This is a genomic window from Streptomyces sp. NPDC020996, from assembly GCF_040641355.1.
Taxonomy (GTDB): Bacteria; Actinomycetota; Actinomycetes; order Streptomycetales; family Streptomycetaceae; genus Streptomyces.
The window spans coordinates 148,786-172,824 of the sequence record NZ_JBFADM010000003.1; the positions used below are offsets into that span (position 1 = coordinate 148,786).

Consider the following 24,039-nt stretch of genomic DNA (forward strand, 5'->3'; position numbering starts at 1 on the left):
CACCCCACCAGGCACCTGCGCGGCCCGGGCATCCCCGCCAGGCATCCGCACCGCCTGAGATCCCCTGCAAGGCACCAGTAAAGGCACCCGCACCACCTGACGCGACCGCTCACGTCGTCGGGCCGATGACCCCTGCCCCGAAACACCCCACGACCTGACCGGGAGTACGCCCCCGTGGCCACATTCCTCTACCGACTCGGCCGGTTCGCCTTCAGGCGACGGCACTTCGTCGCCCTGTTCTGGGTGGCCCTGCTGACACTGGCGGGAGTCGCCGCGGCGAGCGCGCCCGCCGCCGGCAGCACCGCCTTCTCGATCCCCGGAACCGAGGCGCAGAAAGCTTTCGACCTACTGGAACAGCGCTTTCCCGGCATGAGTGCCGACGGTGCGACGGCCCGCGTCGTCTTCAAGGCGCCGGCCGGCGAGAAGACCACCGACCCCGGCAACAAGGCGATCGTGAAGAAGACGGTGCGGGAACTCGCCGACGGTTCCGAGGTCGCCTCCGTCGCCGACCCGTTCAAGGCGCACGCCGTCAGCAGGGACGGCACGATCGCCTACGCGTCGGTGAAGTACGACGTCTCCGGCATGGAGTTGACGGACGCCTCCCGGGACGCCCTCGAAAGGGCCGCGCAGGACGCCCGCGACGCCGGGCTGACCGTCGAGGTCGGCGGTGACGCGTTGCAGAGCACGCCGGAGACCGGCGCCTCCGAGGTCATCGGCATCGCGGTCGCCGCGGTCGTCCTCGTCATCACCTTCGGCTCGCTCGTCGCGGCCGGGCTGCCGCTGCTGACGGCGATCGTCGGCGTCGGCATCGGCGTGTCGGCGATCACCGCGCTGGCGAGCACGCTCGACCTGGGCTCCACCACCTCCACGCTGGCCACGATGATCGGCCTGGCGGTCGGCATCGACTACGCCCTGTTCATCGTCTCCCGCTACCGCGCCGAACTCGCCGAGGGCCGCGAGCGCGAGGAGGCGGCCGGCCGGGCCGCCGGAACGGCCGGGTCCGCGGTGGTCTTCGCCGGCCTGACGGTCGTGATCGCGCTGGTCGGCCTGTCGGTGGTCGACATCCCGATGCTGACGAAGATGGGCGTCGCGGCCGCTGGCACGGTGGCCGTCGCGGTGCTGATCGCGCTGACCATGATCCCGGCCCTGCTCGGGTACGCGGGCCGCAGGATCAAGCCCGCCGGCGAGCAGCGCAGGCTGCGGGGCGGCGCGCGGAAGAACGCCTCCGGCAAGCCCAACCTGGGCACCCGCTGGGCGAGCTTCGTCGTACGGCGCCCGGTCGCCGTCCTGCTGCTCGGCGTGGTCGGCCTCGGGGCGGCCGCCGTACCCGCCGCCTCGCTGGAACTGGGCCTGCCGGACGACGGCTCCCAGCCGACGTCGACGACGCAGCGCCGCGCCTACGACCTGCTCTCCGAGGGCTTCGGCCCGGGCTTCAACGGCCCCCTGCTGGTCGTCGTCGACGCCAGTACCGCCGACGATCCCAAGGGCGCGGTGGCCGCGGTCACCGACGACATCAAGGGCCTCAAGGACGTCGTCACCGTCACCCCCGCGACCTACAACAAGGCCGGCGACACCGCCACGATCACCGTGATCCCGGGCTCCAAGCCGTCGTCGGTGAGCACCGAGGACCTGGTGCACGGCATCCGCGACGCGGGCGCCGGCGTGCGGGCCGACACCGGCGCGACGGTGCTGGTCACCGGCTCGACCGCGATGAACGTCGACGTCTCGCAGAAGCTGAACGACGCGCTGCTGCCCTACCTGGCCCTCGTGGTCGGCCTCGCGTTCCTGCTGCTGATCGTGGTCTTCCGCTCGGTCCTGGTCCCGCTGAAGGCGGCCCTCGGCTTCCTGCTGAGCGTCACGGCGGCCCTGGGCGCGGTCGTCGCGGTGTTCCAGTGGGGCTGGCTGGCCGGCCTGATGGGGGTCGAGGAGACCGGCCCGGTGATGTCGATGATGCCGATCTTCATGATCGGCGTGGTCTTCGGCCTCGCGATGGACTACGAGGTGTTCCTCGTGACGCGGATGCGGGAGGCGTACGTCCACGGCGAGAGGCCCAGCCAGGCCGTGGTGACGGGCTTCCGGCACGGGGCCCGGGTGGTCACGGCCGCCGCGGTGATCATGATGGCGGTCTTCTCGGGCTTCATCGGCTCCAGCGAGTCGATGGTGAAGATGATCGGCTTCGGTCTCGCGATTGCTGTCTTCTTCGACGCGTTCCTCGTGCGCATGGCGATCGTGCCGGCGGTACTCGTCCTGCTCGGCCGCAGGGCCTGGTGGCTGCCGAGGTGGCTGGACCGGGCGCTGCCGAACGTCGACGTCGAGGGCGAGGGCCTGCGCACCCCGGCCGACGGCCGTGACGCGGGCGCGGGCACGGGCACGGGCGTGGACGAGGACCCGGACGAGGACCCGGACGCGGACGAGGACCGGGAACTGGTCAGGGCCTGAGCCTCCGCGGGCGGGGGCGGAGGCCGGCCCTCGCGGGGCCGACGGCGCACACCGGTCCTCGTGCAGCCGGGGGCGGACACCGGAAACCCGGTCGTCCGCCCCCGGCCCGCACCGCTAGCGTGCGGTGCATGACGACCGCCGACACCACCGGTGACTCCGCCGCCCACCCCCGGTTCGCCGAGGCCCTGCGCGCGCTGGGCCTCGACGACCTGCCTCCGCGCATCCAGCGCTTCCCCGACGCCACCCGCACCGCGGCCGAGGCCGCCGCCGCGATCGGCTGCGAGCTGAGCCAGATCTGCAAGTCGCTGGTCTTCGCGGCGGACGGGGAACCGGTGCTCGTCCTCATGGACGGCGCGTCGCGGGTGGACCCGGAGCGGGTCCGCGCGGAACTCGGCGCCGCGAAGGTGACCCGGGCGAACGCCGACGTCGTACGGGAGACCACCGGGTACGCCATCGGCGGCGTGCCGCCCTTCGGGCACCGCACCAGGACCCGGGTGCTCGCCGACCGCTCGCTGCTCGTCCACGACACGGTGTGGGCCGCCGCAGGAACCCCGTACACCGTCTTCCCGATGGCACCGCAGGAACTGATCGCCCACGCCGGCGCCACGGTGACGGACGTGCGCGAGCGGACTTCGTGACCCCGCTGGTCACCGCGGCCGTATTGCTGGCCGCGGTGACACACGCCGGCTGGAACGCCCTCGCCCACCGCATCACCGACAAACTGGCCGGCTTCACGCTGATCGCGGGCGGCGGCCTGCTGATCGGGCTCGCCCTGACGCCGTTCACGGCGGTCCCGCGGGCCGACGCCTGGCCGTACCTGATCGCCTCCGCGGTCGTCCACGCCGCCTACTACGCGCTGCTGATGCGGTCCTTCCGGCTGGGGGACTTCGGGCAGGCGTATCCCATCGCGCGCGGCACCGCGCCCCTGGTCGTCACGCTGCTCGCCGCCGTCTTCGCGCACGAGGTGCCGGACGGCTGGGCCGCCGCGGGCATCGCCCTGTCCTGCGCGGGCCTGACCGGAGTGGCGCTGTGGGGACTGCACGGGCACCGGCCCGACCGGGCGGCCATCGGCGCGGCCCTGGCCACCGGCCTGACCATCGCGGCGTACACGGTCCTCGACGGCCTGGGCGTACGCGCCTCCGGCTCGTCCCTCGGATACGTCGCCTGGCTGATGGCGGTCGAGGGCGTGACGATCCCGGCGTACGCGCTGTACCGCCTGCGCGGACGGTTCATCGCCGTGCTGCGGCCCTTCGCCGGCGTCGGACTCCTGGGCGCCGCCCTGTCCGTCCTGGCCTACGGGCTGGTCCTGTGGGCGCAGACGAAGGCGGAACTGGCCCCGGTGGCGGCCCTGCGCGAATCCTCGATCATCGTGGGAGCGGCCATCGGCGCCGTCTTCTTCAAGGAACGGTTCGGCGTGCCGCGCGTCGTCGCGGCGGGGCTGCTGGTGGCCGGCATCGGCCTCATGCTGCACGCGGCGTAGCGGCGGCGGCTGCGGCAATACGTGTACGTCGAGTGCGGCAAGGGCAGCAAGGAGAACGTGACCATGTCAGGCCGAGCCCTCAGGGGATTGAGCATCGCGTGCGCTGCCGTGCTGCTGTCAGTGGCAGCCGCTGCCTGCGCACCGGACGACGAGGGTGCCGAGCGGCCGGAACGCCCCAGCGCGGCCTCCTCCGACGACGCACCCCGGGCGGCGGCCGTCTCCCCAGGAGACTCCCGGCCCTCTGTGCGAACGCCCCCGGAACTGGACGATGACGAGACGCTCGCCGGGCGGGCGGGGGCGACCACCGGGAACGCCGCCGTCGAGTTCCAGGCGGGGAAGAAGGGCGACGCGCTGATCGTCGCGGTGCGGTGCCAGGGCAAGGGGGAAATCGATGTCGCACTGCGACCGGTGCACGTCTCGTTCCCGCTGGAGTGCCTCGCGGGCGAAGTCAGCACCACTTACCACCAGGTGGCGGTGAGGGGGGTGGACCGGAGCGGAGTGGTCTCGGTCGTAGCGCCGTCGACCGTGCACTGGTCCCTGACCGTCGGCCGCGGCGCGCCCGCGCAGGAGGAACCGCCCGGTGCCGGCTGAGGCCCGGCCCTGGCGCGCGCAGGGGTCCGGGGCGCTGCGCCGTGCAGGCGGCGGGTGCGTTCGGGGGTGGACAGGCGCACTCTGGGAGGAGGAGTTCCGGAGGTGATCCTCATGATGCACGCCCCAGTGGGATGGCACGTCGAGATGGAGTTCCAGGAGGACGACCAGCACACGCGGGCGGTGGCGCTGCTGCGCCTGCCCGACGGGAGCGAGGTGCGGGCGCACGGTCACGCCAGCCGCCACTACAGCGACTCCAATCAGCCGCGGGTCGGCGAGGAGATCGCCGGGGCTCGGGCGTTGAACGAACTCGCCATGGAACTGCTCACCAAAGCGCATGGCGAGATCGACTCCGCGTCCGGGCGGACGTCGCACCCGATCCACGTCTGAGACCGGCAGTACGGCGTGCCCTACGGCGGCACGGCGTGCGTGCCCTACGGCAGTACGACGTTCCGTACCGCCCGCAGCAGTGCCTGCGCCCGCGGGTCCGCCGTCACGCTCTTGCGGAAGCCGTTGGTGACGTAGCCGAAGGCGACGCCGGCGTCGGGGTCGGCGAAGCCGAGGGACCCGCCGCGGCCCGGGTGGCCGAAGGAGGCGGGTGACAGCAGCGGGGAAGTCGCCCCGTGCAGCATGTGGCCGAGGCCGAACCGGGTGTTGACCACGAGCACGCGGTCCGGTCCGGCGCTGCGCTCGGCGCGGGCCAGCTCCGCGGTCTCCGGGGTGAACAGCCGGGTGCCGCCGTCCACCTCGCCGATCAGCGACGCGTAGACGCGGGCCAGGCCGTCGGCGGTGGCGATGCCGTTGGAGGCGGGCAGGACGGCGGCCCGGTACGCCGGGTCGTTCTCGTCGGGCTGCGGGGTGATCGCGGCGAAGGCGCGGCGGGTGAGTGAGGCCGGGTCGGCGTAGGCGTCGGCGACCGCGCGCTTGGGGCGGATCCTGAGCGCGGCCGCCGGGTCCGCCGGAGGATCGATCTGTGCCACCCGGCCCACCCGCGCCGTCTCGCCGGCCGGCAGCCCCAGCCACAGTTCGGCCCCGACCGGGCCCGCGATCTCGTCGGCGATCCAGTCGCCGATCTCCCGGCCGGTGACCCGTCGCACCAGCTCGCCGGTCAGCCAGCCGTACGTCTGCGCGTGGTAGCCGTGGTCCGTGCCCGGCTCCCAGACGGGCGCCTGCGCCGCGACCGCCTCGGCGGCCGTCACCGGGTCCAGGGCCTGCGCGGGCGTCAGCGGCCGGTCCAGCACGGGCACGCCCGCCCGGTGCGCGAGCAGGTGCCACACCCGCGTCCGCTCCTTGCCGGCCGCCTTGTACTGCGGCCAGTACTCGCCCACCGGCGCGTCCAGGTCGAGCTCCCCGCGCTGGTGCAGCAGCAGGAGCGCGGCGGCGACGACGCCCTTGGTCGCCGAGCGCACGATCTGTGCGGTGCCCCGCTGCCACGGCTCGGTCCCGTCGACGTCCTTCGTGCCGCCCCACAGGTCGACGACCTTGTGGCCGCCCCGGTAGACGGCGACGGCCGCGCCCCGCTCGCCGAGCACCTCGAAGTTGCGCACGAACGCTTCCCTGACCGGCTCGAACCCCTCGGCCACCGTGCCGTTCACGTCCACGTCCGCGCCCTCCTCCGGCTCACCTGCGACGCTGGGACCAACGTCCGCACACGGCGTGCGATTCCCCGGCGACGCGGCCCGGACGCGATCGTTACGGCGGCGCGGCCGCGCGTCGCCGTCGATGACGGGCGCCGTGCAAGGCGCACGCAGACGGCGCGCTCCCAATGCGGTCGCGCCGATTGCGTGACCCGCGCCGGCGTGTGCGCTGTCGAGCCCTGACCGCGCGCTGGGCGCCGGCAAGGCACGCCGCGCGCTGTGTCACGTGCCCGGAGTCACCGGCGGGCCGTGTCACGGACGGCCGGCGGGGGCCGCCACGGAGCGCGGGTCGAAGCCGAAGGGCAGCTCCAGACGGTGGGCGCGCATCAGCTCCTCGTCCGACAGCAGCTCGGCCGTCTTCCCGTCCGCCGCGATCACGCCCTCGCTCAGGATCAGGGAACGCGGGCACAGCTCCAGCGCGTACGGCAGGTCGTGCGTGACCATCAGGACGGTCACGTCGAGCGAGCGCAGGATGTCGGCCAGCTCACGGCGGGAGGCGGGGTCGAGGTTGGAGGACGGCTCGTCCAGGACGAGGATCTCCGGCTCCATGGCCAGCACGGTCGCCACAGCCACCCGGCGCCGCTGTCCGAAGGACAGGTGGTGCGGGGGACGGTCCTTGAACTCCGCCATGCCCACCCGCGTGAGCGCCCGGTCCACGCGCTCCTCCAGCTCCGCGCCCTTCAGCCCGGCCGCCGCGGGTCCGAACGCCACGTCCTCGCGGACCGTCGGCATGAACAGCTGGTCGTCGGGGTCCTGGAAGACGATGCCGACCCGGCGCCGGATCTCGGCCATGTGCTCCTTGCCGACGGGCAGCCCGGCGACCTTCACCGTGCCCGCGCCGCCGGTCAGGATGCCGTTGAGGTGCAGGACGAGGGTCGTCTTGCCGGCGCCGTTCGGGCCGAGCAGGGCGACCCGCTCGCCGCGGGAGATGCGGAAGTCCACGCCGAACAGGGCCTGGTGGCCGTCCGGGTAGGCGAAGGCGAGGCCGGAGACCTCGAGAGAGTCGGTCACAGCATCCATCCCAGCAGGCAGACGACGAGGGCGGCGAAGGGGAGGGCGAGAGCGGACGACCACTGCGCCCGGGAGGCGGTCACCTCGTCGATGACCGGCATGGAACCGGCGTACCCGCGGCTGACCATGGCCAGGTGCACGCGCTCGCCGCGCTCGTAGGAGCGGATGAACAGGGCGCCCGCGGACTTGGCGAGCACCCCCCAGTGCCGCACCCCGCGCGCCTCGAAGCCCCGCGACTCCCGCGCGATCCGCATGCGCCGCATCTCGTCGGTGATGACGTCGCCGTAGCGGATCATGAAGGACGCGATCTGCACGAGCAGCGGCGGGAGCTTCAGCCGCTGCAGGCCGAGCAGCAGTTCGCGCAGCTCGGTGGTGGCGGCCAGCAGCACGGACGCGGCGACGCCCAGGGTGCCCTTGGCGAGCACGTTCCACGCGCCCCACAGGCCGTTCACGCTCAACGACAGGCCCAGGACGTCCACCCGGTCGCCCTCCGCCACGAACGGCATCAGCACGGCGAACGCGACGAACGGCACCTCGATCAGCAGCCGTTTGAGCAGGAAGGCGGCGGGCACGCGCGCGTGGCGCGCGACGGCCGCGAGCAGCAGGGCGTACAGCCCGAACGCCCACATCGCCTCCCGCGGGGTCGACACCACGACCACCACGAACGCGAACGCGGCGGCGAGCTTGGTGTGCGGCGGCAGGGCGTGCACGGGCGAGTGCCCGTGCCGGTAGAGCCTGTGCGCATGACCGGCGCCCACGTCAGACCCCCGTGCTCACGGGGGAGGCGTCGTCGACGCGACGCCGGCGCACCACCCAGAACACCGTGCTGCCCGCGACGACGGTGGCGCCCACGCCGATCACGCCCGCGAGGCCACCGGACAGTCGGGCGTCCGCGATGTCCTTCACGCCGTAGCCGGCGAGCGGGGAGTCCTCCGTGGCGTGCCGCCCGGTCTTCTGGTCGATGCCCTTGTCGTGGGCGACCTTCTCCAGGCCGTCGGGGCTGGAGGAGGCGTAGAAGCTGACGAACCCGGCGAGGACCAGAGAGGTGGTGAGGCCGGTGATCCACAGCGTGCGGCGGGAGGTGCGCGCCGCCACGGGCGCCGTGCGCGCCCCACCGGGCGCCGGTGCGTCGACCAGCACGCCGTTCACGCGCAGCTTCAGGCGCTGCTGCAGGCCGCGTGCGCCGTACACCAGGTCCGGGCGCACGGCGATCACGGCGCCCACCGTCAGCGCGGTGATCGCCGCCTCGCCGACGCCGATCAGCACGTGCACGCCGACCATCGCGGTGGCGACCTTGCCGATCGAGACGTCGGTGGTGCCGCCGACGGCGTAGACGCACGTGAAGGCGACGGCGGCGGCCGGGACCGAGACGAGCGCGGCGACGAAGGAGGCGACGGTGACCGAGCGCCGGCGCCGCGGCAGCACCTTCACCAGGAACCGGAAGAGGGCGTACGCGACGACCGTCGTGACGATGGCCATGTCGGTGATGTTCACGCCGAGCGCGGTCAGGCCGCCGTCCGCGAAGAGGATGCCCTGCATGAGCAGGACCACGGACACGCACAGCACCCCGGTGAACGGGCCGACGAGGATCGCGGCCAGCGCTCCGCCCAGCAGATGGCCGCTGGTGCCCGCCGCGACGGGGAAGTTCAGCATCTGCACGGCGAAGATGAACGCCGCCACCAGACCGGCCAGCGGCGCCGTCCGCTCGTCGAGCTCACGCCGCGCTCCGCGCAGGCTCACCGCGACGGCGGTCGCCGCGACCGCGCCGGCCGCGGCGGACGTGGGGGCGTCTATGAATCCGTCAGGTACATGCACCGTTCGATGATAGTGGCTTGTTGCGAACGTTTTGCAAGAGCGGAGGGAGGAGAACAGGAACGGTTCCTGTACCGAGGGCGCCGGGGAACAGGGGCGTTCCCGTTCCCCGCGGGGTGTTGTCCCGAAAATATGGGACATTGAAGAGGGGTGGACGCACAGCTTCCGTATAGGTCACGCTGCGTGAGAGGGTCGACCGATGTCCGTAGTCGAGCAGTACGCACGAGCCCACATCGTCACCGGCGCGGACGCCCCCGAAGAGGAACGCGACGCCGTACCGGTGCGCCTGCGCTACGACCCCGAGGCCGACCCGCGCGCGGTCCGGGTCGGACTGCCCGGAACCCATGAATGGACCTTCTCGCGCTCGCTGCTCGAGCAGGGCCTGCGCGCCCCCGCCGGCAGCGGTGACGTCCGCGTGTGGCCGTGCGGCCGGGTGCAGGCCGTGGTGGAGCTCCACTCCGACCAGGGCGTCTCGGTGGTGCAGTTCGAGACGAAGGCCCTGTTGCGGTTCCTGCGCCGCACGTACCTGGCCGGCGCGCCGGTCGGAGGCTGACCGGCGCCCGCCCCGGGCGGCCCGCTCGCCGCCCTCAGTCGCCGGCCGCCCTCAATCGCCTGCCGCCCTCAGTCGCCCGCCGTCAACCGGCAATCGCCCGCCGCCTGCCGACGACTCCGACAACCGTCAGCCGCCTGCCTTCAGCAGCGCCGCCACGATCGGCCCCGCCGTGTCGCCGCCGTGCCCGCCCGCCTGCACCACGCCCGCCGCCGCGAGGTCGCCACGGTACGCCGTGAACCAGCCGTTCGGCTTCTTCTGCCCGTCGACCTCCGCGGAGCCGGTCTTGGCGCCGTAGTCGGGGCCGAGCCCGGCCATGGCCTCGGCGGCCGTGCCGTACGCGGCCGTGTACTGCATCAGCTCGCGCAGCTGCGAGAGCGTGGACGCCGACAGGGTGCGCGAGGCGGTCGCCGTCTTGCGGTGGTCCACCGCCGGGGAGACCAGGTAGGGCTGGTGGAACGTGCCCGACTTCACCGTCGCGGCCACCGACGCCATGTTCAGCGGGTTCATGCGCACCCCGCCCTGCCCGATCAGCGACGCCGCCATCGGCGCCGCCGACTGCACCGGCACCGAGCCGTCGAAGGTCGGGACGCCGATCGCCCAGTTGTTCATCGACAGACCGAAGACCTGCTGGGCCTGCTTGGTCAGGTCGTCGTTCTCCAGCTTCTTGGCCTGGCTGATGAAGGCCGTGTTGCAGGAGCGGGCGAAGCTCGCCTTGAACGTGCCGCCCTTGATCGAGAAGTCGTCGTCGTTGTGGAACTTCCAGCCGCCGTAGGTCACCGTCTTCGGGCAGGGGTGCACCTTGTCCGCCGACGCCAGACCCTTCTCGATCAGCAGCGACGACGTGATGATCTTCATGGTGGAGCCGGGTGCCAGCGAGCCCTGGAAGGCCGCGTTGAAGCCGTGCGAGGAGTTCGCCACGGCGAGGACCTCACCCGTCGACGGACGCAGCACCACGACCGACGCACGCGCGCGTGCCGCCACCTTCTGCTCGGCCACCGCCTGCAGCGCCGGGCTCAGCGTCGTCTTCACCGAACCCGGCGTGCCCTTGCTCAGCTCCAGCAGCGTCTTGTCGGACAGCTTCGCCTTCTGCGACGCCTTGCCGCGCACCACGCGCAGCTCCACGCCCGCCCGGCCGCCGGCTGTCTTGCCGTACTTCTCGCGCAGCCCGTCCAGGACCGGGCCCAGCGACGGGTACTTCGCCGTGGTCAGCTCGCCGCCGTCACGGTCGTAGGCCTTCACCGGGGGCGTGCCGGCGGCGCCGGTGACCAGTCTGTCGCCGTCCTTCAGGTCGGGATGGACGACGGACGGCCGCCAGTCGACGACCGGCTCGCCGTCGGAGGCGCGCCGCACGACCGTCAGCGAACTGTCGTAGGCCAGCGGCTTGCTCGCGCCCTTGTACGACACCGTGCCCTTGACGGAGAAGGGGACCTTGGCGCCGGTGCGGGCGCCCGCGGTGAACTTGACGTCCTTGATGTGGGCGTCCCTGGTGTAACCGGCCAGCAGGGCGGCGGCCGCCGCCGAGTGGTGCGTGTCGGCCGCGTCCGTGGCGGCCGCCGCGGCGGTGGCCTTGCCCTTCTGCCAGGCGGTGAGGAACCGCTCGGCGGCGGAGGTGACCTCGGCGGCGGACAGCGGGCCGGTCTTCTTCTCGTGCCCGGCGGTGGCGGATGTCGGGGCCGTCCGGTCGTCGGCCGCGGCACCGCCGCCGTACAACGCGTAGCCGCCGAAGCCGGCGCCGCCGACGACCACGGCGATCATCCCGCCGACCACGGCGGGCCCGGTCTTCCGTCGCTCGGCGACGCGCCTTCTCTTGCCCACAGCCTGCGTTCCTCCGCGTTTCCCCAGGGTCCCCGTTGCCCTCGTCAGTCCCAACGACTGCACCACCCTAAAGTCCCGCCCGCACGGAGTGACGTCAGCCGCCGGTCCGTAGCACAGCTGCGACAATCGGACCGGCGGCGTCGATGCCGTGACCGCCGTCCTGGGTCATGGCCGCCGCGGCGACGTCGTCGCGGTAGCCGGTGAACCAGCTGTCGGATCTCGCCTGCCCGTCGACCTCGGCGGAGCCGGTCTTGGCGCCGATGCTGCCGCTCAGACCGGCCATCACGCCGGCCGCGGTGCCGCTGGTCGCGGTGCGGTTCATCATGGCGCGCAGCTGCTGCACGGTACTCGCCGGCAGCCCCCGCGCGGTGGCCAGTTCCCGGTCGTCGAGGCTGCGGGGGACGATCACGGGCTGCCGGAAGACGCCCGTCGTCGCGGTGGCCGTCACCGACGCCAGGTTCAGCGGGCTCATCTGGACCTGGCCCTGGCCGATCAGGTTCGCCGCGGTGTCCGGGCCGCCGGAGGCCGGGACCGAGCCGTCGAAGGACGGGATGCCGGTCTTCCAGTCGTCCCGGCCGAGCCCGAACCGGTTCTGGGCCTCCTCGGTGAGGGAGTCCGCCTTCACCTCGTCCGCGTACTTCACGAAGGCCGTGTTGCAGGAGCGGGCGAAGCTGTCGGCGAGGGTGGCGTGCTCGTCGGGGGCCAGGCCCTTGAGGTTGTGGAAGGTCTGGCTCTGCCACACCGCCTCGTCGGGGCAGGGGGCGGGGCCGTTCATGCTGGTGATGCCGTTGTCGATGAGCGTGGCCGCGCTGATGATCTTCATGGTGGAGCCGGGCGCCAGCTTGCCGAGGAACGCCGCGTCGAAGCCGTCGTCGCGGTGGTTGGCGACCGCGAGCACCTCGCCCGTGCTGGGCCTGACGGCCACCACGGACGACTCGGCGTACTTCTTCACCGCGCTCTCGGCGGCCGCCTGCACGCGCGCGCTGAGCGTGGTCGGCAGCTTCCCGGGCCTGCCCTCGGCCAGGGTCAGCAGCGAGGTGTCGGCGGCGCCCTCCGTCTCGTGCCGGATCGCGAGTTCGACGCCGGGCTTGCCGCCCGCCCGGTCGCCGTACTTGGCGCGCAGCTCGTCCAGGATCGGTCCGAGGGAGGGGTACTTCTCCTTCGTCAGGACCCTCCCGTCGCGGTCGACGGCCTCGACAGGCGGGTCCGCCGCCTCACCGGTGACCAGCGTGTCGCCCTGCCGCAGCTTCGGGTGGACCACGGACGGCTGCCAGTCGACCAGCGCCCGCCCGGTGGTCCGCCTGCGCACCACGGTCAGCTCGCTCTTGTAGCCGAGGGACTTGGACCTGCCCTGATACGACACCGTCGCCCGCACCGTGAACGGGACGGTCGCCCCGTTCGCCCGGCCCGGCGTGATCCGCACGCGGGTGATGTGCGCGTCGTCGGCGTAGGCCGTCAGCAGCGGTTCGGCCGCCGCCGCGTCGTTCGTGTACGTGGCCGCCTCGGCCGCGCGGCCCTTCTCCCACGCCGCGAAGAACTTCCCGGTCGTCTCGTCGACCTCGCCGGCGCCGGGCGGCCCCGTCCTCGCGGGCGCCGCCGCGCCGGCCGTCCCCCCGGTGTCGTTCAGCGCGGACAGCAGGTTGTAGGCCCCGTACCCCGCCCCTCCCACCATCACGGCGAACACACCGCCTATGACGGCGGTCCTGACGCCCTTGCCCATGGTCCCTCCCCGTTTCCCCGTCGGATGCCCGCAGGGTAAGCAGCGTGAGAGGCGGCTGTGAGGGGAGTTTCCCTTGTTGTCCGAAGACCGCCGGGCCGGGCCCGCTACACCCAGGTATCCAGCCACATCCGCGAACGCCAGTCGTCGATCGGGATGGAGGTGCCGGTGTACAGGGGCCAGAAGTAGATGAAGTTCCAGGCGATCAGCAGCACCAGCACGCCCGCGCCGGTGGCCCCGGCCACCCGGCGGGTGTCGCCGGCTCCGGGCGGTCCGACGATCGCGCCGAGCAGCATCGCCACCGCCAGGCACAGGAACGGCACGAAGACGACGGCGTAGAAGAAGAAGATCGTCCGCTCCTGGTACAGGAACCAGGGGAGGTAGCCGGCCGCGACGCCGCAGGCGATGGCGCCGGCCCGCCAGTCGCGGCGCAGCAGCCAGCGCCACAGGACGTAGACGACGGCGAAGGCGGCCGCCCACCACAGCAGCGGCGTGCCCAGCGCCAGCACCTCGCGCGCGCACTTCTCGCCCGCGTCGACGGGGCAGCCGTCCGTGCCGGGCGAGGGCGACTCGTAGAAGTACGAGACCGGGCGGCCGTCGACGATCCAGCTCCACGGGTTGGACTGGTAGGTGTGCGGCGAGGACAGGCCGACGTGGAACTTGTAGACCTCGTGCTCGTAGTGCCACAGGCTGCGCCACCAGTCCGGGAACAGCCAGGTCCAGTTGCCGCCCTTGCCGTCGGTCGCGGCCCAGTTGCGGAAGTAGCCGCCGGAGCCGTCCGTCGGGGAGAGGATCCAGCCGGTCCACGAGACCAGGTACGTCACCAGCGCGACCGGCACCGTGGCGAGGAAGGCCAGGCCCACGTCGTGCTTGAGCACCGCCGTGTGCGGGTGGCGGGCGCCGGCCACCCTGCGGGAGCCGACGTCCCACAGCACGCTCATCACGCAGAACGCCACCATGACGTACAGGCCGTTCCACTTGGTGCCGATGGCCAGGCCCAGCATCAGGCCGGCCAGCCAGCGCCACGGCCGCCACAGCATGCTCAGGCTTCCCGCCACGTCCGCGTCCGGGCGGACCCGGCCGTCGGGGCCCACCGGGAGCGCGGCGGCGAGCTTCGCGCGCGCCGTGTCGCGGTCGATCAGCAGGCAGCCGAACGCGGCCAGCACGAAGAACATCAGCACCCCGTCGAGCAGCGAGGTGCGGCTCATCACGAAGTGCAGCCCGTCCACGGCCATCAGCGCGCCCGCGAGGCAGCCGAGGAAGGTGGAGCGGAACAGCCGGCGCCCGATGCGGCACAGCATCAGCACCGACAGCGTCCCCAGCAGCGCGGTCATGAACCGCCAGCCGAACGGGTCGAACCCGAAGATCAGCTCGCCCAGCCCGATGACGTACTTGCCGACCGGCGGATGCACCACGTACGCCGCGTCCGACGGGATCGTGACGTGCCCGTTCTTCGCCAGGATCAGGTCGTTGGCGTTCTTGCCCAGCTTGTCCCAGTTGACCTCGTAGCCGCGGTGGACGAGCGCCCAGGCGTCCTTGGCGTAGTACGTCTCGTCGAATATCACCGCCTTCGGGCTGCCCAGGTTCCAGAAGCGCATCAGGCCCGCGAACAGCGTGACCAGCAGCGGGCCGCCCCAGCCCGACCAGCGCGTGAACCGGTCGGCGAGCGTCGGGGGCACACCGAGGACCTGCCACAGGCGCGGGGCGGGCTCGGCGTACGGGGGCACCAGACGCTCGCGCACGTCGCCGTCTCCGGGCCCCGCCCGGTAGCCGAAGCGGCGCAGCCGCTGCTGCCACGACGGCCGCGGGTCGTGCGGGGACTGGCCCTGCCGGGTGTCCGTGGAGGACGCGGTACTGGTCACCGCGCCATCGTAGGGAACCGCGCTGTGTGAGTCCCGTGCATGGCCGGTACCGGTGCGGATGCGTCCCGTCCGGCGGGGCACTGGGAGGATGGGGGCGTGACTGGAACCCTTGTCTTGGCCGGTACCCCCATCGGTGACGTCGCGGACGCGCCGCCCCGGCTCGCGCAGGAACTCGCGGCGGCCGACGTCGTCGCCGCCGAGGACACCCGGCGGCTGCGGCGGCTGACGCACGCGCTGGGCGTCACCCCCAGGGGGCGGGTGGTGTCGTACTTCGAGGGCAACGAGTCCGCCCGCACCCCCGAGCTGGTCGAGGAACTGGTGAACGGCGCGCGCGTGCTGCTGGTGACCGACGCCGGCATGCCGTCGGTGTCCGACCCCGGCTACCGGCTGGTCGCGGCGGCCGTCGAGAAGGACGTCCGGGTCACCGCCGTGCCCGGCCCGTCCGCCGTGCTCACCGCGCTCGCCCTGTCCGGGCTGCCCGTCGACCGGTTCTGCTTCGAGGGGTTCCTGCCGCGCAAGGCCGGCGAGCGGCTCACGCGGCTGCGCGAGGTGGCCGGGGAACGGCGCACGCTCGTCTACTTCGAGGCCCCGCACCGGCTCGACGACACCCTCGCCGCCATGGCGGAGGTCTTCGGCGCCGAGCGCCGGGCCGCCGTCTGCCGGGAGCTGACCAAGACGTACGAGGAGGTCAGGCGCGGCGGTCTGGGGGAGCTCGCCGCCTGGGCTGCCGAGGGCGTGCGGGGCGAGATCACCGTCGTCGTCGAGGGCGCTCCGGAGCAGGCGCCCGGGGAACTCGACGCCGCGGAGCTGGTGCGCCGGGTGCGGGTGCGGGAGGAGGCGGGGGAGCGGCGCAAGGAGGCCATCGCGGCGGTGGCGGCGGAGGCCGGGCTGCCCAAACGGGAGGTCTTCGACGCCGTTGTGGCGGCGAAGAACGCGGCTTCCCAGAGTGCCCCCTGAGACCTTCCGTACCCCCTCTGAGCAGGGCGCATCTCTACTGAGCGGGCGCCCCACGGGCAGGCAAAAGGGCTATCGTGGAGGGAAAGCCAGACCGGGCGAGCGGGACCGTTTCGGCAAGCAGTGTCCAAATCGGATCCAACACTCGGCAGGCCTGATGCATTCGCGCCGGTAGAAGCGTCCACTGGTGGCAGGGACGCACCCGTCCCTGTGTCCAGCGGACCAGAGGAGCTGGCATGAGCGAGATCGCAGGGCAGACCGGTTTCCGCCGCGCGGCGACCGCCGTCGTGCACGAGTCCTATTCCTTCGCCTGCATGCGCTGCGGGCAGGGCTGGGAGCAGTCGTACGAGATAGAGCACCACACCGACGCCGACGGCCAGGAGTTCGTCATGTACGTGGCCGACGGCGAGGTCGTGCCGTCGCCGTTGAGCAGGCCGACGTGCTTCAACTGCGACAGCCACGTCGTCCGGATCATGCGGGCCGGCCAGGTCTCCTCGGTGCGCGACGCGGTGCACCGGCACCGTACGGTGCCGCAGGCCGGGCCGGTGGAGGCGCCGCGGGTGCCGGTCGCGGAGACCGCGCAGGCCGCGCAGGCATCCGTGGCGGCGGCACGGGCCGCCGAGGCCGTGGCGGCCGCGGGGGGCGCGGGGGCCGGGGAACGTCGTCACTGGCAGCTGTCCGATCTCCTGCACCCCTTCCACCGCAGGGCGAGCTGATCACCCGCTGAGGCGGCATGCCCCTTCCGTAGGATCGGGGCATGCCTTCGAACGCCTCCGGTTCCCGCGACAAGCACGCGGCGCCTCCGCTCCCGGAACCCCTCCGGGTGCCGGTCGCCGACTCCCACACCCACCTCGACATGCAGTCCGGCACGGTGGAGGAGGCCCTCGCGAAGGCCGCCTCGGTGGGCGTGACGACGGTCGTCCAGGTGGGGTGCGACGTACGCGGCTCGCAGTGGGCCGCCGAGACGGCCGCCGCGTACGACGCCGTACACGCGGCCGTCGCCCTGCACCCCAACGAGGCTCCGCGCATCGTGCACGGCGACCCCGACGGCTGGTCCAGGCAGGGAGCGCGGGAGCCGGGTGGGAACGCCGGCCTCGACGAGGCCCTCGCCGAGATCGACCGGCTGGCCGCGTTGCCGCAGGTCAAGGGCGTCGGCGAGACCGGGCTCGACTACTTCCGCACCGGGCCCGAGGGCAAGGAGGCCCAGGAGCGCTCCTTCCGCGCCCACATCGAGATCGCCAAACGGCACGGCAAGGCCCTCGTCATCCACGACCGCGACGCCCACGCCGACGTGCTGCGCGTGCTGAAGGAGGAGGGCGCGCCGGAGCGGACGGTGTTCCACTGCTACTCCGGGGACGCCGAGATGGCCGAGGTGTGCGCCGCCGCCGGGTACTTCATGTCCTTCGCCGGCAACGTCACCTTCAAGAACGCCCAGCACCTGCGGGACGCCCTGGCGGTGGCCCCCCTCGAACTGCTGCTGGTGGAGACGGACGCGCCCTTCCTGACGCCGGCGCCCTACCGCGGCCGCCCCAACGCCCCATATCTCGTGCCGGTCACCGTGCGCGCCATGGCCGCCGTGCGCGGCATCGACGAGGACGCGCTGGCCACGGCACTCGCGGCGAACACCGCGCGCGCGTTCGGGTACGCGCCTACGGTGTGCGACCCCGCGTAGCCGGGGCGCCCGTGCCCCGTGCCCCGTGTCCCGTGCCCCGGGCCCCCGGTGCCTCGGGCCGCACCGTGGGGCGCGGGCGCGGGCGCACGGGTGAGCGGGGCCGCTCCGGCGCCCCGTACCCTTGTCGCCGTGAGCAGCCCCACCCCCGACGCCCTCCTGGGCCCCGCCGACGTCCGCGAACTGGCGGCCGCCCTCGGAGTGCGCCCCACCAAGCAGCGCGGCCAGAACTTCGTGATCGACGCGAACACGGTCCGCCGCATCGTCCGCACCGCCGAGGTCCGCCCGGACGACGTGGTGGTGGAGGTCGGCCCGGGGCTCGGCTCCCTCACCCTCGCGCTGCTGGAAGCCGCCGACCGCGTCACCGCCGTCGAGATCGACGATGTGCTGGCCGCCGCCCTGCCCGCCACCGTCGCGGCCCGCATGCCGCAGCGCGCCGACCGCTTCGCGCTGGTCCACTCCGACGCGATGCACGTGACCGAACTGCCGGGCCCGCCGCCGACCGCGCTGGTCGCGAACCTCCCGTACAACGTCGCCGTCCCCGTCCTGCTGCACATGCTCGACACCTTCCGGAGCATCGAGCGCACCCTCGTCATGGTCCAGGCGGAGGTCGCCGACCGCCTCGCCGCCGCCCCCGGCTCCAAGGTCTACGGCGTCCCGTCCGTCAAGGCCAACTGGTACGCCGACGTCAAGCGGGCCGGTGCCATCGGCCGCAACGTCTTCTGGCCCGCTCCGAACGTCGACAGCGGACTGGTCTCGCTCGTCCGCCGCGCCGAGCCGGTCAGGACCACCGCCTCGAAGGCCGAGGTGTTCGCCGTCGTCGACGCCGCGTTCGCCCAGCGGCGCAAGACGCTGCGGGCCGCGCTCGCCGGGTGGGCCGGATCGGCCGCCGCCGCCGAGGCGGCCCTGGTCGCCGCCGGGGTGTCGCCGCAGGCGCGCGGAGAGGCCCTGGCCGTCGAGGAGTTCGCGCGCATCGCCGAGCACCGCCGGCCCGCATGACCCGCCGCCCGGCCCCGGCCCCGGCCGCCGGATTCGCCCGGCCCAGCCCGCCGGGTCCGCTCGGCTCAGCCCGCCCAGTCCGCCGAGTCCGCCCAGCTCAGCCCGCCGACAACAAGGAGCCCGGTCAGCAGTGAGCGTCACCGTACGCGTGCCCGCCAAGGTCAACGTCCAGCTCGCGGTGGGCGCCGCCCGCCCCGACGGGTACCACGACCTGGCCAACGTCTTCCTCGCGGTCGGTCTGTACGACGAGGTCACGGTCACCCCGGCCGAGGAACTCCGCGTCACCTGCGAGGGCCCGGACGCCGACCAGGTCCCCCTCGACCGCACGAACCTGGCGGCACGCGCGGCCGAGGCGCTCGCCGCGCGGTACGGGCTCCGTCCCGACGTGCACATCCACATCGCCAAGGACATCCCGGTGGCCGGCGGCATGGCGGGCGGCAGCGCGGACGGCGCGGGCGCGCTGGCGGCGTGCGACGCGCTCTGGGGCACTGGCGCCTCGCGCGAGGAACTCCTCGACATCTGCGCCGAGCTGGGCAGCGACGTGCCGTTCAGCCTGGTCGGCGGCGCGGCGCTCGGTACCGGGCGGGGCGAGAAACTGGAGCTCCTCGAGGTCGGCGGCACCTTCCACTGGGTGTTCGCGATGGCCGCGCGCGGGCTGTCGACGCCGGCCGTCTTCCGCGAGTTCGACCGGCTGGGGGAGGGCGTCGAGATCCCCGCCCCGGTCGCCTCCCGGGAATTGCTCGACGCCCTCGCGACGGGCGACCCCGACGCGCTCGCCGCCGCCGTCTCCAACGACCTGCAGCCCGCCGCCCTCTCGCTCTTCCCCGAACTCGCCGCCACCCTCGCGGCCGGCCGCGCCGCGGGCGCGCTGGCCGCGCTGGTCTCGGGCTCGGGCCCGACCACGGCGTTCCTCGCCCGCGACCCGCGGTCGGCGGCCGCGGTGGCCCAGGCCCTGCACGCATCGGGCACGTGCCGAACGGTGCGTACGGCGTCGGGACCGGCGCCCGGCGCTACGGTGCTCGGCGCGGCGCGCGACGAGAGCGTGCACGCCGGCGCCTGACGAACGCCGTCCCGCCCGGCGCGGGAGTGAAGGCGCAGGCCCGGCGCGAAGCGAAGTAGCGGACGCCGGGCGCGGGACGAAGCGTGCGTGCCGGGCGCGAGGCGGGGTGGTGCACGCCTGGCTTGGGGCGAGGCAGCGCACGCCTGGGCGTGAAGCGGAGCAGCACGCGCCAGGCGTGACACGGAGTCGCGGACGCCGGGCGCCGGGTGCCGAGCGCGAGGCGAAGTGGTGCGCGCTGGGCGCGGGACGAAGTATGCGCGCCGGGTGTGAGGCGGAGTGGTGCGCGCCAGGCGTGAGGCGAGGCAGCGCACGCCTGGCGTGAAGCGGAGCAGTGCACGCCTGGCGTGACGCGCGGAGTCGTGGGCGCCGGGCGTGGAGTCAAGTCGTGCGCCGGACGGTGCCCAGGGCAGTGCAGTGACCGCTGCGACCGCCCACCGGCCGGCGCACATTACGCTGGGAGGCTGACCGATCCCCCCGGGCAGGAGAGAAATGGCCGTCAACCTGGTCAATGTCGAGAACGTCAGCAAGGTGTACGGCACCCGTGCCCTCCTCGACGGCGTCTCCCTCGGCGTCTCCGAAGGGGACCGCATCGGTGTCGTCGGCCGCAACGGCGACGGCAAGACCACCCTGATCCGGATGCTGGCCAAGCTGGAGGAGACCGACACCGGAAGGGTCACGCACTCCGGCGGGCTCCGGCTCGGCGTGCTGACCCAGCACGACTCCCTCGACCCGGCCGCCACCGTCCGCCACGAGGTCATCCGGGACCTGGCCGACCACGAGTGGGCCGGGAACGCGAAGATCCGGGACGTGCTGACGGGACTGTTCGGCGGCCTCGACCTGCCGGGGTTCCCGCAGGGACTGGACACCGTCATCGGCCCGCTCTCCGGCGGCGAGCGACGCCGTATCGCGCTCGCCAAGCTGCTCATCGACGAGCAGGACCTGATCGTCCTGGACGAGCCGACGAACCACCTCGACGTCGAGGGCATCGCATGGCTGGCGCGACACCTGCGCGAGCGGCGTTCCGCCCTCGTGTGCGTCACCCACGACCGCTGGTTCCTCGACCAGGTCTGCACGCGCATGTGGGACGTGCAGCGCGGGACCGTGTACGAGTACGAGGGCGGCTACTCCGACTACGTCTTCGCGCGCGCCGAGCGCGAGCGCATCGCCGCGACCGAGGAGGTCAAGCGGCAGAACCTGGTCCGCAAGGAGCTGGCCTGGCTGCGGCGCGGCGCGCCCGCCCGCACCTCCAAGCCCCGCTTCCGGGTCGAGGCGGCCAACGAGCTCATCAAGGACGTACCGCCGCCGCGTGACAGCAGCGAGCTGATGAAGTTCGCCTCCTCGCGGCTCGGCAAGACGGTCTTCGACCTCGAGGACGTCACCGTGCAGGCCGGCCCGAAGGTGCTGCTCAAGCACGTCACCTGGCAGCTCGGACCCGGCGACCGCATCGGCCTGGTCGGCGTCAACGGCGCCGGGAAGACCTCCCTGCTGCGGGCGATGGCCGAAGCGGCGCGGACGGAGGGCGAGGCGCAGCCCGCGGGCGGCCGGATCGCCGTCGGCAAGACCGTCAAGCTCGCCTACCTCTCGCAGGAGGTGGGCGAACTCGACCCGAACCTGCGCGTGCTGGAGGCCGTGCAGCGGGTGCGCGAGCGCGTCGACCTCGGCAAGGGACGGGAGATGACGGCCGGGCAGCTGTGCGAGACGTTCGGCTTCAACAAGGAGAAGCAGTGGACGCCCGTCGGCGACCTGTCCGGCGGTGAACGCCGCCGCCTGCAGCTGCTCCGCCTGCTCATGGACGAGCCCAACGTCCTCTTCCTCGACGAGCCCACCAACGACCTCGACATCGAGACGCTCAACCAGCTGGAGGACGTCCTCGACGGCTGGCCCGGCTCGATGATCGTCATCTCGCACGACCGGTTCTTCATCGAGCGCACCACGGACCGGGTGTTCGCGCTGCTCGGCGACGCGACGCTGCGGATGCTGCCGCGCGGCATCGACGAGTACCTGGAGCGCCGCCACCGCATGGAGGAGGCGGCAGCCGCCTCGGCGCCGGTCGCCGAGAAGCCCGCCGACGACGCCGGAGCCCCCCAGCGGAGCGCCGCCGATCAGCGGGCGGCGAAGAAGGAACTGCAGAAGATCGAGCGGCAGTTGGACAAGGTCTCCGAGCGCGAGAGCAAGCTGCACGCCCAGATCGCCGAGCACGCGACCGACTTCGGAAAGGTCGCCGAACTCGACGCGGAGTTGCGGGACCTGGCCGGCCAGCGCGAGGAGCTGGAGCTGCGCTGGCTGGAACTGGCCGAAGACGCCTAGAAGTCCGCGCCGCACCGGGACCCCACGCGAACGTGCCGCGCGCGCCGCGTGAAGGGGCCGTGAAGGCGCGTAACGAGGGCATCACGGGCCGGTCCTCCCTTGGGAACAGGGGAGGACACGGCCCCCTTCGCTGTCGGTGCCGGGTGATACAAAGGGCCGTCTGAGAACTGTCTGAGTATCACTCTGGGTCCGTCATGTGCCGCAGGGCCTGGCTAAAAATCAGTGAACGAGGGGGAGAGGCGCTGATGACTCAGCCGCCCAACCAGCCGCCGCAGCCCGGCGGTTTCGGAGCACCGCAGGACCAGCCGCCGCAGCAGCCGCAGGGCGGCTTCGGGGCTCCGCAGACCCCGCCGCCCCCGCAGACCCCGCCGTCCGGCCCGCCCCAGCCCGGCTATGGCTACCCCCAGGCCCCCCAAGCCCCCCAGGCCCCCCAACCTCCGCAGCAGCCCGGCCCGTACGGCCAGCAGCCCGCCGGTCCCTACGGCCAGCCGCAGCCCGGCCCGTACGCGCAGGGCCCGTACGCGCAGGGCCCGTACGGGCAGTCCGGCCAGTCCGGCCCGTACGGTCAGCCGCAGCAGCCGGGGCCGTACGGCCAGCAGCCCGGTTACGGCTACCCGCAGCCGCAATACCCTGGCGCGCCCGGCACCCCGCCGCCCGGCTCCGGCTCCGGCAACCCCTTCAAGGGCAGGCCCGCCCTCGTCGTCGCCGCGGCGGTGGCCGCGCTGGCCGTGATCGGCGGCACCGTCTTCGCCGTCACCAGCGGGGGCGACGACGGCGACGGCAAGCCGGTCGCCCGGAAGAGCGACGACCCCAAGGCATCCGCGTCCGCCTCCGCCCCGGTCAACCCCGGTGACGGCAGCGGCGACGGCGGTGCGGACCCGGAGAACTTCAACGCCGGCCGCCAGGCCGGTGAGGCGAAGGTGCTCTGGTACAAGGAGGCCCCGGACGCGCCCGGCTCCGGCGCCGACGCCCCCGGCATGTGGATCACCGACAAGGCGGCGGTGAAGGCGGCCTACAAGCAGGTCTCCGCGTACAACGTCGGCGACGGCAACCCCGCCTGGGACCCGATCACCCTGCCGCAGAAGGTCTGCGCCGTCACCCCGCAGAAGTCGGCCGACGACAAGGTCGTCGTGGCGTACGAGAGCGGCACCAGCGACCGCGCCAAGTGCAACCAGCTCCAGCAACTCGACCTGAACACCGGCGAGAAGGGCTGGAGCACCAAGATCGGCGACGGCGCGCTGTTCGACAGCGCGATCACCATCAGCATGTCCATCACCGGGAACACGCTGATGGTGGGCCGCTCGCAGTCCGGGGTGGCCTACGACCTCGCGACCGGCAAGAAGCTGTACGAGAAGACGAAGTACGGCGAGTCCTGCTTCCCGACCGCCTTCGCCGGCGGCAGCAAGCTGATCTCCGTCGCGTCCTGCGACGCCACCGGGTCGAACGAGCACGACGAGATCCAGGAGCTCGACCCGGCGACGGGCAAGGCGAAGTGGACGCAGAAGTTCGACAAGGGCTGGACGATCGCGCGCACGTACTCCCTCGACCCGCTGGTCGTCTACAGCACGAACAAGGACAAGAAGGCATGGAACATCGCCGCCTTCACCTCCAGCGGCAAGTTCCGCTCGCAGGTGGGCTTCGACGAGGACTTCGCCCCCGAGTGCGGCTGGGCCATCCTCCAGCGTGACCTGCAGGGCTGCCAGGGCGTGGCCGTCGACGGCAACACCCTGTACCTGCCCACGGAGGCGACCACCGGGGCGAACGAGGTGGTGGCGATAAACCTCGCGAACGGCAAGGAGAAGTGGCGCGTCAAGTCCCCGGCGGACGAGTCGATGCTGCCGATGAAGGTCGAGGGCGGCAAGCTCATCGCGTACGTGGAGCCGTCCTACGACGCGGGCGGCCAGGTCGTGGCGATCCCGACGAGCGGCTCCGGCCACAAGCCGGTCAAGCTGCTGCAGAACCCGCAGAGCACCGCCGAGATCGAGAACGGCTTCTACTCGAAGGCCTTCGACTGGGTGGACGGGCGCTTCTACCTCTCCTCGACCCGGCTGACCGGCAACGACGAGGCGAAGGAGAAGTTGATGCTCGCCTTCGGCAAGTGACCGCCTTCGGCAAGTGACCCTTCCGCCGCATCTC

20 protein-coding genes are annotated in these 24,039 nt (G+C 72.9%); 13 read left to right on the top strand and 7 right to left on the bottom strand.

All coding sequences use genetic code 11. The features are described 5' to 3' along the window. Positions 1-174: 174 nt before the first annotated feature. The 5 genes from AB0G63_RS03540 to AB0G63_RS03560 all read left to right on the top strand — a co-directional run bounded on the left by AB0G63_RS03540 (position 175) and on the right by AB0G63_RS03560 (position 4,897). On the top strand, positions 175-2,439 hold the full coding sequence (locus AB0G63_RS03540; RefSeq protein WP_360743587.1) for an MMPL family transporter: 2,265 nt from the start codon (positions 175-177) through the stop codon (positions 2,437-2,439). A 128-nt stretch (positions 2,440-2,567) separates the two neighbouring features. Then, a complete protein-coding gene (locus AB0G63_RS03545) occupies positions 2,568-3,077 on the top strand; it encodes a YbaK/EbsC family protein (protein ID WP_360743590.1) in 510 nt (169 codons plus the stop codon). After that, on the top strand, positions 3,074-3,919 hold the full coding sequence (locus AB0G63_RS03550; protein ID WP_360743593.1) for an EamA family transporter: 846 nt from the start codon (positions 3,074-3,076) through the stop codon (positions 3,917-3,919). The genes AB0G63_RS03545 and AB0G63_RS03550 overlap by 4 nt, the downstream gene beginning before the upstream one ends. A gap of 243 nt (positions 3,920-4,162) precedes the next feature. Then, positions 4,163-4,510, top strand: coding sequence for a hypothetical protein (locus AB0G63_RS03555; RefSeq protein ID WP_360743596.1), 348 nt, complete (start codon positions 4,163-4,165; stop codon positions 4,508-4,510). A 111-nt stretch (positions 4,511-4,621) separates the two neighbouring features. Next, complete coding sequence (locus AB0G63_RS03560) at positions 4,622-4,897, top strand: DUF1876 domain-containing protein (protein WP_360743599.1); 276 nt, start codon at positions 4,622-4,624, stop codon at positions 4,895-4,897. Positions 4,898-4,941: 44 nt separating this feature from the next. On the opposite strand, the gene AB0G63_RS03565 is transcribed toward AB0G63_RS03560, so the two are convergent. From AB0G63_RS03565 to AB0G63_RS03580, 4 genes are all read right to left on the bottom strand, one after another. Then, positions 4,942-6,108, bottom strand: a complete 1,167-nt coding sequence (locus AB0G63_RS03565) for a serine hydrolase domain-containing protein (RefSeq protein ID WP_360743601.1) — start codon at positions 6,106-6,108, stop codon at positions 4,942-4,944. 288 nt (positions 6,109-6,396) lie between these two features. Next, positions 6,397-7,164, bottom strand: coding sequence for an ABC transporter ATP-binding protein (locus AB0G63_RS03570; RefSeq protein WP_360743604.1), 768 nt, complete (start codon positions 7,162-7,164; stop codon positions 6,397-6,399). After that, the gene (gene cbiQ, locus AB0G63_RS03575) at positions 7,152-7,913 is read right to left on the bottom strand and encodes a cobalt ECF transporter T component CbiQ (RefSeq protein WP_360743607.1); all 762 of its coding nucleotides are present in this window, start codon (positions 7,911-7,913) and stop codon (positions 7,152-7,154) included. The genes AB0G63_RS03570 and cbiQ overlap by 13 nt, the downstream gene beginning before the upstream one ends. A gap of 1 nt (position 7,914) precedes the next feature. Next, the gene (locus AB0G63_RS03580; protein WP_360743610.1) at positions 7,915-8,970 is read right to left on the bottom strand and encodes an energy-coupling factor ABC transporter permease; all 1,056 of its coding nucleotides are present in this window, start codon (positions 8,968-8,970) and stop codon (positions 7,915-7,917) included. A gap of 196 nt (positions 8,971-9,166) precedes the next feature. Between AB0G63_RS03580 and AB0G63_RS03585 the strand changes: the two genes are divergently transcribed. Beyond that, positions 9,167-9,520: an SsgA family sporulation/cell division regulator gene (locus AB0G63_RS03585; protein ID WP_360743613.1), complete on the top strand. Its 354-nt coding sequence runs from the start codon at positions 9,167-9,169 to the stop codon at positions 9,518-9,520. Between the two features lie 126 nt (positions 9,521-9,646). Here AB0G63_RS03585 and AB0G63_RS03590 read toward each other — a convergent pair whose 3' ends face one another. The 3 genes from AB0G63_RS03590 to AB0G63_RS03600 all read right to left on the bottom strand — a co-directional run bounded on the left by AB0G63_RS03590 (position 9,647) and on the right by AB0G63_RS03600 (position 14,914). Beyond that, complete coding sequence (locus AB0G63_RS03590) at positions 9,647-11,335, bottom strand: penicillin-binding transpeptidase domain-containing protein (protein ID WP_360743616.1); 1,689 nt, start codon at positions 11,333-11,335, stop codon at positions 9,647-9,649. Positions 11,336-11,429: 94 nt separating this feature from the next. Continuing rightward, positions 11,430-13,055 carry a penicillin-binding transpeptidase domain-containing protein gene (locus tag AB0G63_RS03595; protein ID WP_360743619.1) on the bottom strand — a complete coding sequence of 542 codons (1,626 nt, stop codon included), beginning with the start codon at positions 13,053-13,055 and terminating at the stop codon, positions 11,430-11,432. A 104-nt stretch (positions 13,056-13,159) separates the two neighbouring features. Then, positions 13,160-14,914: a phospholipid carrier-dependent glycosyltransferase gene (locus tag AB0G63_RS03600; RefSeq protein WP_360743622.1), complete on the bottom strand. Its 1,755-nt coding sequence runs from the start codon at positions 14,912-14,914 to the stop codon at positions 13,160-13,162. Between the two features lie 96 nt (positions 14,915-15,010). Between AB0G63_RS03600 and rsmI the strand changes: the two genes are divergently transcribed. From rsmI to AB0G63_RS03635, 7 genes are all read left to right on the top strand, one after another. Next, entirely contained in the window at positions 15,011-15,871 is an 861-nt protein-coding gene (gene rsmI / locus AB0G63_RS03605; protein ID WP_360743625.1) for a 16S rRNA (cytidine(1402)-2'-O)-methyltransferase, read from the top strand. A gap of 233 nt (positions 15,872-16,104) precedes the next feature. Beyond that, entirely contained in the window at positions 16,105-16,584 is a 480-nt protein-coding gene (locus tag AB0G63_RS03610) for a hypothetical protein (RefSeq protein ID WP_360743628.1), read from the top strand. Between the two features lie 41 nt (positions 16,585-16,625). Then, positions 16,626-17,540 (top strand): TatD family hydrolase, encoded by a 915-nt coding sequence (locus AB0G63_RS03615; RefSeq protein ID WP_360743631.1) that lies wholly within the window; start codon positions 16,626-16,628, stop codon positions 17,538-17,540. Between the two features lie 129 nt (positions 17,541-17,669). Continuing rightward, positions 17,670-18,536, top strand: a complete 867-nt coding sequence (gene rsmA, locus AB0G63_RS03620) for a 16S rRNA (adenine(1518)-N(6)/adenine(1519)-N(6))-dimethyltransferase RsmA (RefSeq protein ID WP_360743634.1) — start codon at positions 17,670-17,672, stop codon at positions 18,534-18,536. A gap of 130 nt (positions 18,537-18,666) precedes the next feature. Further along, entirely contained in the window at positions 18,667-19,596 is a 930-nt protein-coding gene (locus tag AB0G63_RS03625) for a 4-(cytidine 5'-diphospho)-2-C-methyl-D-erythritol kinase (protein WP_360743637.1), read from the top strand. Positions 19,597-20,085: 489 nt separating this feature from the next. Then, the gene (locus AB0G63_RS03630; protein WP_360743640.1) at positions 20,086-21,903 is read left to right on the top strand and encodes an ABC-F family ATP-binding cassette domain-containing protein; all 1,818 of its coding nucleotides are present in this window, start codon (positions 20,086-20,088) and stop codon (positions 21,901-21,903) included. Positions 21,904-22,148: 245 nt separating this feature from the next. Next, positions 22,149-24,005 (top strand): PQQ-binding-like beta-propeller repeat protein, encoded by a 1,857-nt coding sequence (locus AB0G63_RS03635; RefSeq protein WP_360743642.1) that lies wholly within the window; start codon positions 22,149-22,151, stop codon positions 24,003-24,005. Positions 24,006-24,039 lie beyond the last annotated feature (34 nt).